Raw genomic sequence first — 12,058 nt, forward strand, 5'->3', positions numbered from 1 at the left:
GCGTGCCGACCGCGCCGCCGCGCACCCCACCGCACCCACGCGCGACCCGCACCGACCGCGGGGACGCCGCCGGTACCGTGGAGGGCGTGGTCCCCCTCCCCGTGCGCGACGGCCTCAACCCGACGCGCCTCGTGCTGCCGCACGACGCCGAGAGCGTCGCGCGGTACCCGCGCACGCTCGACTACGTGCGCCACCGCTTCCCCGACGACGCCGCGCGCCTCGCGGAGAAGGTCGCGGCGGGCGAGGTCGTCGACGGCCGCGGGCGCCCGGTCGATGCGCGCACGCCCTACGAGCCGCGCGGGTTCGTGTTCCTCTACCGCGACCCGCCCGTCGAGCCGGACGTGCCGTTCGAGGTCCGCGTGCTGCACCGCGACCGGGACCTGCTGGTCGTCGACAAGCCGCACTTCCTCGCGACCATCCCGCGCGGCGCGTACGTCGCGCGGTCGGTGCTGGTGCGGCTGCGCCGCGACCTCGACCTGCCCGAGCTCAGCCCGGCGCACCGCCTCGACCGCGTGACCGCGGGCGTCCTGCTGCTCACGCTGCGCCCGCAGGTGCGCGGGGCGTACCAGGAGCTCTTCGCGCGCCGCGAGGTGCGCAAGACCTACGAGGCGGTCGCGCCGTGGGACGCGTCGCTCGACCTCCCCGCGACCGTGCGCAGCCGCATCGTCAAGCGCCGCGGCGTCATGCGGGCCGAGGAGGTGGACGGCGAGCCCAACGCGGAGAGCCGCGTCGACGTCGTCGAGACCGACCCGGCGCGCGGGCTCGCGCGGTACCGGCTCGAGCCGCACAGCGGCAGGACGCACCAGCTCCGCCTGCACATGGCGCGGCTCGGCGTGCCGATCGTGCACGACAACTTCTACCCCGAGCCGTACGACGTCTCGCCCGAGGACTACTCGCGCCCGCTCCAGCTCGTGTCGCGGTCGCTCGCGTTCACGGACCCGTTCACGGGCCGCGAGCGCCGCTTCGCGACGGACCGCGCGCTCTCCGCGTGGTGACGCGCGGGTGAGAGAATCGACGACCGTGAGCGACACCCAGCGCACGACCTCTCCCGGCACACCCGCCGGCGCCCCCGGCACCGTCCCGACCGGCGCACGGGAGGGCTCCCTCGCGGGACCCGCCCCGACGTCCCGCACGAGCGGCCCGGACGGCCCGGACCCCCGCGCCTACCCGGCCCGCGCCGTCGTCGACCTGGCGGCGGTCCGCGACAACGTGCGCGCGCTCGCGGACCTCGCGCCGTCGTCCCAGGTGATGGCCGTGGTCAAGGCGGACGCGTACGGGCACGGGCTCCTCGCGAGCGCGCTCGGGGCGCTCGCGGGCGGTGCGACGTGGCTCGGGACGGCGCAGCCGGGCGAGGCGCTCGCGCTGCGGGCGGCGGGCGTCGGCCCGGACCGGGCACGCGTGCTCACGTGGCTCTACCCGCCGGGCGCGCCGCTGCGCGACCTCGTGGAGGCGGACGTCGACGTGTCGCTCGCCGCGCGCTGGGCCGTGGACGAGGTGGTCGCGGCGGCGCGGGCCGCGGGCCGGACCGCGCGGGTGCACCTCGCGGTCGACACGGGCCTGGGCCGCAACGGGATCATGCCGGCGGACCTGCCGGACGTGCTCGACGCCGTGGCGCGCGCCGAGGCGGAGGGTGCCGTGCGCGTCGTCGGCATGTGGTCGCACCTGGCGTTCGCGGACGAGCCCGGCCACCCGACCGTCGTCGCGCAGGCCGACGTCTTCGACGAGGCCGTGCGCGAGGCCGCGCGGGCGGGCGTCGTGCCGGAGCTGCGCCACCTCGCGAACTCCGCCGCGACGCTCACCGCCCCCCGCACGCACTACGACCTCGTGCGACCGGGCCTGGCCGCGTACGGGATGACGCCCGTGCCGCAGCTCGGGCCGCCGACGCGGTTCGGCCTGCGCCCCGCGATGACGCTCGAGGCGCGCCTCGCGACGGTCAAGCGCGTGCCCGGCGGTCACGGCGTCTCCTACTCGCACCACTACACGACGCCGCAGGACACGACGCTCGGCGTCGTGCCGCTCGGCTACGGCGACGGGATCCCGCGCCACGCGTCGGGCGGCGGACCCGCGGGTGCGCCGGGCGGGCCGGTGCTCGTCGGCGCCCGTCCGGGAGAGCCCGGCGGGCGCGTCGTGCGCGTCGCGGGCCGGGTCTGCATGGACCAGCTCGTGCTCGACCTCGGCCCGGACGCGACCGAGCGCGCGGGCGACGTCGTCACGCTGTTCGGCGCGGGCGACGGCGTGGCGCGCGGCGGGGTCCCCACGGCCGAGGACTGGGCGCAGGCCGCGGGCACCATCAGCTACGAGATCACGACGCGCCTCGGTGCGCGCGTGCCGCGCGAGCACGTGGGGACGCACGTGCTCGACGACGGCGCGCGGGCGCTCCTGGCGCGCGACCCGAGCCCGCACGACAGCACGGAAAGGACGGTCCGCGCGTGAGCGACGACCCGAACCACTCGACCCCGGCGCCCGCCGCCGGGGGGACCGTGGCCGACGACGCGCCGGGCGGCGTCGTCGTGCTGCCCGACGCCGAGGCGACCCGCGCGTTCGGCCGCGCCCTCGCCGCGGTGCTGCGCGCGGGCGACCTGGTGATCCTCACGGGCGACCTCGGGGCGGGGAAGACGACCCTCACGCAGGGGATCGGGGCGGGGCTCGGCGTGCGCGGCCAGGTCGCGTCCCCGACGTTCATCGTCGCGCGCGAGCACCCGTCCGTCGTCGGGGGCCCGGCCCTCGTGCACGTGGACGCGTACCGCCTGGGGTCGCTCGACGAGGTCGACGCGCTCGACCTCGACTCGAGCCTGGACGAGTCGGTGACGGTCGTCGAGTGGGGCAGCGGCCTCGTCGAGGCGCTCGCGGGCGACCGCCTGGAGATCGTGCTCGAGCGCCCGCGCGGCGGGGTCGGCGCGGAGCAGGGCCCGGACGACGACGCCCCCGAGGCGGGGGAGCGGCGCGTGACCGTGCGCGGCGTGGGGGCACGCTGGGCCGGTCTCGACGTCGCCGCGCTGGCCCCGTAGCGCCCGGCGACGAGGACGGCCCCGCTCCCGGCCGTAGGCTGGAGCCGTGGCTGTTCTCGCGCTCGACACCTCCGCCTCCGTCACCGTCGCCGTCGTCTCCGACGACGGCGCTCGTCTCGCCCGCCGCGACGCGCCCGAGCGCCGCCGGCACGCCGAGGCGCTCGCCCCGCTTGTCGAGGCGGCGCTCGCCGAGGCCGGCGTCGACCGCCGCGACCTCACGGCCGTCGCCGTCGGGACGGGCCCGGCGCCGTTCACCGGCCTGCGGGTCGGGCTCGTCACCGCCCGCGCACTGGGCTTCGCGCTCGGCGTGCCCGTGCTGGGCGTCCCGAGCCTCGACGCCGTCGCCGCGCAGGCCGTGAGCGACCTCGGCCTCGCGCCCGACGACGAGCTCCTCGTCGCGACCGACGCCCGCCGTCGCGAGGTCTACTGGGCGCGGTACCGCGTCGTCGCGCACGAGGGGCCGCACGCGGTCCCCGTGCTCGAGACCGTCGCGGGGCCCGACGTCGGCCCCGCCGCCGACGTCGCGACGCACGCCGCAGGCGCCGTCGTGGTCGGGGAGGGCGCCGAGCTCTACCCCGACGCGCTCGACGTCGCGCAGGACGCCCCGCAGGTCCCCGACGCCGCCGTGCTCGCGCGCCTCGCGATCGCGCGCCGGGCGGCCGGGCTCGAGCAGCCGACCGAGCCGCTGTACCTGCGCCGCCCCGACGTCCAGGAGGCCGCGGCGCGCAAGCGCGTGAGCGACGCGTCGCCGGAGCGGTCGCGATGAGCACGCGGTCGTACGAGATCCGGCTGCGGCCCCTCAAGGCCGCGGACCTCGACCGCGTCGTCGAGCTCGAGCGCGAGCTGTTCGGGCGCGGCGCGTGGACCTACGGGATGCTCGCCGACGAGCTCGCCGGGTTCGGGCGGTGGTACGTCGCCGCCGAGCCCGTACGGCTCTACGCCGCGGGGCCCCAGCCGCTCGTCGGGTACGCGGGCCTGTGGTTCGACGGCGACGTCACCCAGGTCATGACCATCGGCGTCGACCCGGCGTTCCAGCACCGGGGCGTGGGCTCGGTGCTCCTGGAGGCGCTGGTCGAGCGGTCGCGCGAGCTCGGGGCGAGCGCCGTGCTGCTCGAGGTGCGCGTCGACAACGACCCGGCGCTCGCCCTCTACGCGAAGCACGGGTTCGAGCAGCTCGGCATCCGCAAGCGGTACTACCAGCCCGAGGACGTGGACGCGTACACGATGCGGCTCGAGCTGGGCGCCCCGCCGCCGCGCGACGAGCCGGACTACGGGACGGCGTCCGCCGACGTGGTCGCGTGACGGGCGACCACGCGCGGCGCGACCGGGTGCTCGTCGACGCGCGCGGCCTCGCCGCAGCGCTCGCGGGCGACCGCCCGCCCGTCGTGCTCGACGTGCGGTGGGCGCTGGGCGTCACCGACGGGCGCGAGCAGCACCGCGCCGCGCACGTGCCGGGCGCGGTGTACGTGGACCTGGAGACCGAGCTCGCGGCGCCGCCGTCGCCCGCCGCCGGCCGCCACCCGCTGCCGGAGCCGGGCGACCTCCAGGCGGCGGCCCGGCGCTGGGGCGTCCGCGCCGACCGGGGCGTCGTCGTGTACGACGCCGTGGGCGGCACGTCGGCCGCGCGCGCCTGGTGGCTGCTGCGGTGGGCGGGCCACGACGACGTCCGCCTCCTCGACGGCGGCCTGCCCGCGTGGCGCGCGGCGGGGTACCCGACCGAGGAAGGCGACGTGCGGCCCGAGCCGGGCGACGTCGTCGTCTCCCCGGGCGGGATGCCGGTGCTGGACGCCGACGGCGCGGCCCGGCTCGCGGCGTCGGGCGTGCTGCTCGACGCGCGCGCGGGCGAGCGGTACCGCGGGGAGGTCGAGCCCGTCGACCCGCGGGCCGGCCACGTCCCCGGCGCGGTGAGCGCTCCGACGACGGACAACCTCGCCGCCGACGGGACGTTCCTCGACCCGGAGGCGCTCCGCGCGCGCTTCGTCGCGCTCGGGGTGGCCGCGGGGACCGGGGGCTCGACCGAGGGCGCCGCCGGGGAGGACGCGGCGTCGCGCCCCGTCGGGGTGTACTGCGGCTCGGGCGTCACCGCCGCGCACGAGGTCGCCGCGCTCGCGACGCTCGGCGTCGACGCGGCGCTCTACGCGGGGTCGTGGTCGCAGTGGTCGAACGACCCCGACCGCCCCGTCGCGACCTGACGCACGCCGCGCCTCCCGGACCGCGGAGCGCGCGCAGCCCCCGGACGCGACGAGGCGGCACCCCGGTGGGGTGCCGCCTCGGCTCGGACGGTGCGGGACAGGCTCAGAGGACCTCGGCGACCTGGTGGAAGTCGAGGCGCGCCTGGCGCGGGAAGTGCGCGCCCTCGTCGGCCGGGTAGCCCACGTTGATCGCGACGAGCGTGCGCCAGCCGGACTCGCCGAAGAACTCGGCGTCGATCCCGGCGGCGTCGAAGCCCGTCATGGGGCCCACGGACAGGCCGGCGGCGCGCAGCCCGACGATGAGGTAGCCGATCTGGATGAGGGCGTTGGTGCGGGCCATGCCCTCGCGCAGGTCCGCCTGCGGGTCGAGCTGCTCGGCGATGCCCTCGCGGAACGGCGCGAGCGTGCCGAGGTGCTGGTGGAACGACGGGTCGGCGGCGGCGACGATCGTCACCGGCGCGGCGAGCGTCTTGTCGCGGTTGAAGTCCGCCATGTGCGCGCCGAGGCGCTGCTTCGCCTCGGGCGTGCGGACGACGAGCAGCCGCAGCGGGAGGGTGTTCATCGCGGTGGGCGCCCAGCGGACGAGGTCCCAGGCGGCCTGGATCTGCGCGTCGCTGACGGGCTCGTCCGAGAACGCGTGCGTGGTGTGCGCCGCGCGGAACAGGCGGTCCGCGGCCTCCGCGTCGATCGCGAGCTGGTCGGCCTGCTCGCTCGGCGCGGCAGAGGACTCGATGAGGGTGTCGGTGCTCATGACTGGGACAAACAGTTGAACCCTTGATCATCTTCCGAGCAGACGGTGTGACGTGCGCGACACGGACGACCCTGCCCCCGCGCGCGACTACCCTGGAGGCCATGGTCCCCACTGCTCCCGCGAGCTCCGGCGAGCCCCTGGTGCTCGGCATCGAGACGTCCTGCGACGAGACGGGCGTGGCGCTCGTCCGCGGTCGCGAGCTGCTCGTCGACACGGTCGCGAGCTCCATGGACGAGCACGCGCGCTACGGCGGGATCATCCCCGAGGTCGCGTCGCGCGCCCACCTCGAGGCGATGATCCCCACGCTCGAGCGCACGCTCGGCACGGCCGACGTCGACCTCTCCGAGGTCGACGCGATCGCCGTCACCGCCGGGCCGGGCCTCGTCGGGCCGCTGACCATCGGCGCCTCGGCCGCGAAGGCCCTCGCGCTCGCGCTCGGCAAGCCGCTCTACGGCGTGAACCACGTCATCGGCCACGCGGCCGTCGACGAGCTCGTGCACGGCGCGTTTCCCGAGCGCGTCATGGCGCTCGTCGTGTCGGGCGGGCACAGCTCGCTCCTGCTGGTGGACGACGTCGCGACGGCCGTCACCGAGCTCGGCTCGACGCTCGACGACGCCGCGGGCGAGGCGTTCGACAAGGTCGGGCGCCTGCTCGGCCTGCCGTACCCCGGCGGCCCGCACATCGACCGCCTCGCGCGCGAGGGCGACCCCACGGCGATCCGGTTCCCGCGGGGCCTCACCGCGCGCAAGGACCAGGAGAAGCACGCGTACGACTTCTCCTTCTCGGGCCTCAAGACGGCCGTCGCGCGCTGGGTCGAGGCCCGCCAGGACGCGGGAGAGGAGATCCCCGTGCACGACGTCGCCGCCTCCTTCGCGGAGTCCGTCGCCGACGTGCTCACCGCCAAGACCATCGCCGCGTGCGAGCGGCACGGCGTCTCGACGCTCGTCGTCGGCGGCGGGTTCAGCGCGAACTCCCAGCTGCGCGACATGGCCGCGGAGCGCTGCGCGGAGGCGGGCATCGAGCTGCGCATCCCGCCGATCCGCTACTGCACCGACAACGGGGCGATGATCGCCGCGCTCGGCTCGGCCGTCGTGCGGGCGGGCGTCGCGCCGTCGAGCCTGGACATCGGCGTCGACTCGTCGATGCCGCTCACCGTCACGCACGTGTGACGGCCCGGCCGGGTCACAGGGGCCGGCCGGCCCGCATCTCGGCGACGAGCGAGCGCACGACGGCGTCCAGCTCGCCCCCGTGGCGCCGCGCCACCGCGCGCTGCCGCTGGTAGGACGCGCCGCGCCGCACGATGGTGCGCACGCCGTCGAGCTCGTCGAGGCAGCCGAGGCGCGCCGCGACGGGCTCGAGCTCGACGAGCAGCCGCCCCACGGCGTCGGTCACGAGCTCCTCGTTGCCCTCGCGGTCGAGGATGATGATCGCGTCCATGCCGTAGCGCGCCGAGCGCCACTTGTTCTCCTGCGCGTACCACGGCGGGATGCTCGGCAGCTCGCGCCCCTCGTCGAGCATCGTCGAGAAGTGCTCGACGAGGCAGTGCGTGAGGGCGGCCAGCGCCAGGAGCTCGGAGATGTTCGTGACGCCGTCGCAGATGCGTGTCTCGAGCGTGCCGAACTGCGGCGCGGGCCGCAGGTCCCACCGGACCTCGTCGAACGCGTCGATGACGCCGGTGTGCAGCATGTCGGCGACGTAGCCCTCGAGCTCCTCCCACGTCCCGAACTGGAACGGCAGGCCCGCGGTCGGCAGCTGCTGGAACATGAGCGCGCGGTTCGACGCGTAGCCGGTGTCCTTGCCGCCCCAGAACGGCGAGCTCGCCGAGAGCGACTGGAGGTGGGCGAACGTCGTGAGCATCGCGCGCTGGATCGGCAGCACCTTGGCGCGGTCCTCGATGCCGACGTGCACGTGCACGCCGTAGATGAGCATCTGCCGCCCCCACCACTGGGTGCGGTCGATGAGCGTGGTGTAGCGCTGCTTGTCGGTGACCTTCTGCTGCGCCCAGCGCGCGAACGGGTGCGTGCCCGCGCTCATGAGCTCGACGCGCAGCGGGTCCGTCACGGCGCGCAGCTCCTCGACCGAGCGCTGCAGGTCGCGGCCGGCCTCGCCCACCGTGCGGCACACGCCGCTCACGACCTCGACGGTGTTGAGCAGGAGCTCCTGCTTGATCGACGGGTGCGGCCCGCCGTCGGCCGGGCGCACGGCGTCGAGCACGGTCTGCGCGACCTGCCGCAGGTCGCCCGAGTCGGCGTCGACGAGCGCGAGCTCCCACTCGAGCCCGACGGTCGAGCGCTCCGAGCGGGCGAAGGGGATCGCCGTGCGGCGCGGGAGGGCGCTCACCGGGGCCCGTCCTGCCCGGCGCCGGCCGGGGGAGCGGAGAGCGGCTCGACGACGAGCACCTGCTGGGAGCCGCCGACGCGCGTGAGGACGATCGTGGCGGTCGCGTCGCCCGTGAGGGCGAGCTGCCGGCGGAGCTGCTCCGGCGTGACGGCGGTGCCCCGCTTCTTGATCGTCAGACGACCCACGCCGCGCTCGCGCAGGTAGGAGCGCAGACGCTTGAGGCCGAACGGCATGGTGTCGAGCACGCGGTAGCCGCGCGCGAGCCCGTCCGCGAGCCCCGTCGCGTCGAGCGGCGCGGGGGAGTCGGTGGTCACGTACGCGATGGTCCGGTCGAGCAGGCGACCGCCCAGCCCGCGCGCCGCGTGGGCGACGAGCCCCGCGCGGATCACGGCGCCGTCGGGCTCGTAGAGGTACTGCCCGACGGCGCCCACCTCGGGCACCACGTCTGCGTCGCCCGGGCGGTGGGCGATCCGGCGCGTGGTGGTGCGCGCGGTCCCGTCGGGCCCGGTCCACGACGACAGGACGAGCGCCGACCGGCCCGGTCCCTCGGGCGCCAGCGGGCCGAACCAGAGCCCGGCCTCCACGACGTCCCCGTCGACCGACACCCACTCGGTCTCGGCGTCCTCGGGCAGGCCGGCGTGCGGGATGCCCGGGCCGACCTTGATCCCGACCGCGGGCACACGCGCGCGCAGCGCCCACACCGCGTCGAGCGGCGGGGCGTAGGCCTTCGGGTCGAACACGCGCGTGCCGGCGCGGGTGCGGCGTGCCGGGTCGGCGTACACGCCCCCGATGCGCTCGCCCTCCAGGTCGAGCGCGAGCCCGTCGCCGTGGCGCACCTCGGCCTCGGGGAAGTGGCGCAGGTTGACGGTCGCGATCGCCGCGGTGAGCTCGTCGACGTCGGTCGCGAGCACCTCGAGCTCCGCGGCGGCGAACGCGAGCGCGTCGACGCCGATCCCGCTCGTGAGGTCCGCGACGCGCCGGATCCCCGCCTCCTGGTACCGCCGGGCGTGCAGGGCCGCGACGACGAGCCGGCTCGCCTGCTCCAGCCCCGCCTGCGTGAAGAGCATGCCGTCGGCGAACGCGCCGAGCTTGCCGTGCGCCGCGGCGCGCAGCCGGGACTGGGTGAGGGCCGCGGCGGCCAGGTCCGGGTCGACGCCCTTCGCGCGCAGCCCTGCCGCGAGCACGAGCGCCTGCTGCTCGTCGTACGGCGGGAGCGCGCCGAGCAGGGCCCAGCCCTCGGGGCTGAGCAGCTTGGTGAGCGTGGCGGCGTCCATGGCGTCGATCCTTCCACGGGGGCCGGGGACCACGCGCAGCCGGAGCCCGGATCGTCCGCAGGGCGGACGTTGGCACTCGCCTTGACCGAGTGCTAACCGGGACCTAGATTTGAGACGTGCCGCCACCGCTCGCGGAGGCGGCGCCACGTGCGACCAGGCTGTCCGGCACCCGCGACGACGGCCAGCCGGTGCGCTCGACCCATCCGTTGCAGTTCTCACCGCGAAAGGGGAGGTCCGACGTGTCGGTCCCCATCAAGCCGCTCGAGGACCGGATCGTCGTGAAGGCCCTCGAGGCCGAGACCACGACCGCATCCGGCCTGGTCATCCCGGACACCGCCAAGGAGAAGCCCCAGGAGGGCGAGGTCCTGGCTGTCGGTCCGGGCCGTGTCGACGACAACGGCAACCGCGTCCCGCTCGACGTGACCGTCGGCGACAAGGTCATCTACAGCAAGTACGGCGGCACCGAGGTCAAGTACGGCGGCGAGGACTACCTCGTCCTGTCCGCGCGCGACATCCTCGCCGTGGTGGTCGGCTGACGCCGACCCGGTTCAGCAGCAGGGCCCCGCGACCGTCGGTCGCGGGGCCCTGCTGCGTTCCGTGGCCGGTCGCCCCACCGGTGGTCCCACGGGTCGTGCGCACGTGCGTCCGGTACGACGTCGGACCGGGGCCGTGCAGGTCTGCTGGTGGCGCGGAGGCACCGAGGACGGTGCCCGGGGAGGGGTGCGTCAGCCGGTGCGACGGGCGCCGCCCGCGAGGATGGCGGCGCGCTCGTCCTCGCTCAGGCCGCCCCACACCCCGTACGGCTCACGCACGCGGAGCGACTGCTCGCGGCACTGCATCATCACGGGGCACGAGTGGCAGATCGCCTTCGCGGCCTCCGCTCGCCGTCGTCGCGTCGAGCCGCGTTCACCCTCGGGGTGGAAGAACAACGTGTCGTCCGCGTCGCGGCACGAACCCTGGTACTGCCATTCCCACAGCTCCATGACGGGCCCGGGGAGCCTCGAGATCTCTGCCATGCCGAACAACCTACAAGCGTTGCAAGGGTTGTTCAAGTCCCCTGTGAGGAAAAAGTGAACGAGCAGGTTGAACCGCTCGTGGAGCGGTGCGGGTCTGCTCAACCGCGTCGGCCGATCCTGCCGCGCTGACGCGATCGGCTGCGCCCGGCGCGTTTGCGCGTGCAGCGAACAAATACGGCACGGGTCTGGCGCGAAGGGTGCACGACTGTGACCTCTACGAGGTGGCGAGACGGGTGCCCGCTCGGCAGAATCGATCCATGACCTCAGTCCGGTCCGCCCCCGACCCCGAGGGAGCCCGACCGAGCATGACCTCGTCCCCCGGCCTCGCCGTCGCCGCCGTCGCGCGCCGGCTCGGCGTCGCGCCCGCGACCCTGCGCACCTGGGACCGTCGCTACGGCCTCGGCCCCTCGCAGCACCGGGCCGGCTCCCACCGGCGCTACACCGACGACGACGTCGCTCGCCTCGTCGTGATGCGCCGCCTCACGCTCGACGGTGTCGCGCCCGCCGACGCGGCCCGCGCCGCGCTCGCCGCCGACGAGGAGGAGCTCGCCGCGAACCGTGGGGCGATCTCCTTCGACGACCGCGGCGCCGACGGCGCGGGCGACCTCGACGCCGACGAGCCCGAGGCCGACGACGACGCGCCCGAGCCGCCGCCGTCGCGCCCGTTCCTGCGCGCCGTCCCGGGGGGCGAGCCCGCACGGGCCGCCGGTCCCCGTCCGGTCGGCGTCCGTGAGGGACCGCGGCCCACGCGCGTCTCCGACGTCGTCGACGCGGCGATCGCCTACGACCAGCGCGCGTGCGACCGGCTGCTGCGCATCCCGACGGGCGGCGACCCGGCCGCGTGGTGGTCCGACCTCGTCGAGCCCGCGCTCGAGCGCCTGGCCGAGCGCACCGTGCTCGCCGGCCCGGGCGAGGTGCCCGAGGTCGTGCTCGCCAACGCGACGCTCGTCGCGCTGCGCGAGTACACGCAGGCGAGCGAGGACGCGATCGTGGCCGCCGGGGGGCCGCCCCGGAACCACCCGAGCCGCATGCGGCGGATCGTCCTCGTCTTCGCGGCGCCCGACGAGCCGCTCCCGCTGGCCGCGCACGCGCTCGCCGCGTCGCTCGCCTCGCACGGCGCGATGGCGCGGATCGTCACCGGCCCCGCGAACGTGCACCGCACGCTGGAGATCGTGACGATGGTGCGGCCGTCCGCCGTCGCCATGGTGACCACGCAGGCGCGCCCCGACCTGGGCATCGTGCACGCCGCGCACGACGCGAACCCGAGCCTGCCGTTCTTCGTCGGGCTCCCGAGCGACCAGGCCGCGGAGGAGCTCCCGCTCGCCGCGACCGTCCACCGGGTGCGCAGCTTCACGGGCCTCCTGCACGAGCTCCTCGCCGTCGTGCGCTGAGCCGTCCGCGAGGCCGCCCGGCCGGGCGCGGCGCGCGCCTGCCCGCCCACGTGCCCCCCGCCCGTCCGCGCCTCCCGGGCCCCGGG

At 76.2% G+C, this 12,058-nt stretch carries 13 protein-coding genes; 9 read left to right on the forward strand and 4 right to left on the reverse strand.

The features are described 5' to 3' along the window. Positions 1–86 precede the first annotated feature (86 nt). From BJP59_RS03315 to BJP59_RS03340, 6 genes are all read left to right on the forward strand, one after another. A complete protein-coding gene (locus tag BJP59_RS03315) occupies positions 87–995 on the forward strand; it encodes a pseudouridine synthase (RefSeq protein WP_031315756.1) in 909 nt (302 codons plus the stop codon). 193 nt (positions 996–1,188) lie between these two features. After that, positions 1,189–2,433, forward strand: coding sequence for an alanine racemase (alr, locus tag BJP59_RS03320; RefSeq protein WP_228485393.1), 1,245 nt, complete (start codon positions 1,189–1,191; stop codon positions 2,431–2,433). Between the two features lie 47 nt (positions 2,434–2,480). Then, complete coding sequence (gene tsaE / locus BJP59_RS03325) at positions 2,481–3,008, forward strand: tRNA (adenosine(37)-N6)-threonylcarbamoyltransferase complex ATPase subunit type 1 TsaE (protein WP_194522908.1); 528 nt, start codon at positions 2,481–2,483, stop codon at positions 3,006–3,008. 46 nt (positions 3,009–3,054) lie between these two features. Continuing rightward, entirely contained in the window at positions 3,055–3,774 is a 720-nt protein-coding gene (gene tsaB / locus BJP59_RS03330) for a tRNA (adenosine(37)-N6)-threonylcarbamoyltransferase complex dimerization subunit type 1 TsaB (RefSeq protein WP_043660420.1), read from the forward strand. After that, complete coding sequence (gene rimI / locus BJP59_RS03335) at positions 3,771–4,310, forward strand: ribosomal protein S18-alanine N-acetyltransferase (protein ID WP_194522179.1); 540 nt, start codon at positions 3,771–3,773, stop codon at positions 4,308–4,310. The genes tsaB and rimI overlap by 4 nt, the downstream gene beginning before the upstream one ends. Continuing rightward, a complete protein-coding gene (locus tag BJP59_RS03340) occupies positions 4,307–5,200 on the forward strand; it encodes a sulfurtransferase (protein ID WP_194522180.1) in 894 nt (297 codons plus the stop codon). The genes rimI and BJP59_RS03340 overlap by 4 nt, the downstream gene beginning before the upstream one ends. A 103-nt stretch (positions 5,201–5,303) precedes the next feature. Here the strand turns inward: BJP59_RS03340 and BJP59_RS03345 are convergent, their stop codons facing one another. Next, positions 5,304–5,951, reverse strand: a complete 648-nt coding sequence (locus BJP59_RS03345) for a malonic semialdehyde reductase (protein WP_194522181.1) — start codon at positions 5,949–5,951, stop codon at positions 5,304–5,306. Between the two features lie 101 nt (positions 5,952–6,052). Between BJP59_RS03345 and tsaD the strand changes: the two genes are divergently transcribed. Further along, positions 6,053–7,120 carry a tRNA (adenosine(37)-N6)-threonylcarbamoyltransferase complex transferase subunit TsaD gene (gene tsaD, locus BJP59_RS03350; RefSeq protein WP_076405092.1) on the forward strand — a complete coding sequence of 356 codons (1,068 nt, stop codon included), beginning with the start codon at positions 6,053–6,055 and terminating at the stop codon, positions 7,118–7,120. A gap of 13 nt (positions 7,121–7,133) precedes the next feature. Here the strand turns inward: tsaD and BJP59_RS03355 are convergent, their stop codons facing one another. Both BJP59_RS03355 and BJP59_RS03360 read right to left on the reverse strand, forming a co-directional pair. Further along, positions 7,134–8,291 carry a glutamate--cysteine ligase gene (locus BJP59_RS03355; protein ID WP_021482303.1) on the reverse strand — a complete coding sequence of 386 codons (1,158 nt, stop codon included), beginning with the start codon at positions 8,289–8,291 and terminating at the stop codon, positions 7,134–7,136. Continuing rightward, positions 8,288–9,565, reverse strand: a complete 1,278-nt coding sequence (locus tag BJP59_RS03360; RefSeq protein ID WP_194522182.1) for a class I SAM-dependent methyltransferase — start codon at positions 9,563–9,565, stop codon at positions 8,288–8,290. The genes BJP59_RS03355 and BJP59_RS03360 overlap by 4 nt, the downstream gene beginning before the upstream one ends. A 239-nt stretch (positions 9,566–9,804) precedes the next feature. Between BJP59_RS03360 and groES the strand changes: the two genes are divergently transcribed. Next, positions 9,805–10,101, forward strand: a complete 297-nt coding sequence (gene groES, locus BJP59_RS03365; protein WP_021482870.1) for a co-chaperone GroES — start codon at positions 9,805–9,807, stop codon at positions 10,099–10,101. Positions 10,102–10,290: 189 nt separating this feature from the next. Here the strand turns inward: groES and BJP59_RS03370 are convergent, their stop codons facing one another. Continuing rightward, positions 10,291–10,581 carry a WhiB family transcriptional regulator gene (locus tag BJP59_RS03370; RefSeq protein ID WP_031316449.1) on the reverse strand — a complete coding sequence of 97 codons (291 nt, stop codon included), beginning with the start codon at positions 10,579–10,581 and terminating at the stop codon, positions 10,291–10,293. Between the two features lie 305 nt (positions 10,582–10,886). Here BJP59_RS03370 and BJP59_RS03375 point away from each other — a divergent pair, with 305 nt between their 5' ends. Beyond that, positions 10,887–11,972: a MerR family transcriptional regulator gene (locus BJP59_RS03375; RefSeq protein ID WP_228485251.1), complete on the forward strand. Its 1,086-nt coding sequence runs from the start codon at positions 10,887–10,889 to the stop codon at positions 11,970–11,972. Positions 11,973–12,058 lie beyond the last annotated feature (86 nt).

It is taken from the genome of Cellulosimicrobium sp. JZ28, from assembly GCF_015327065.1.
GTDB lineage: Bacteria > Actinomycetota > Actinomycetes > Actinomycetales > Cellulomonadaceae > Cellulosimicrobium > Cellulosimicrobium funkei.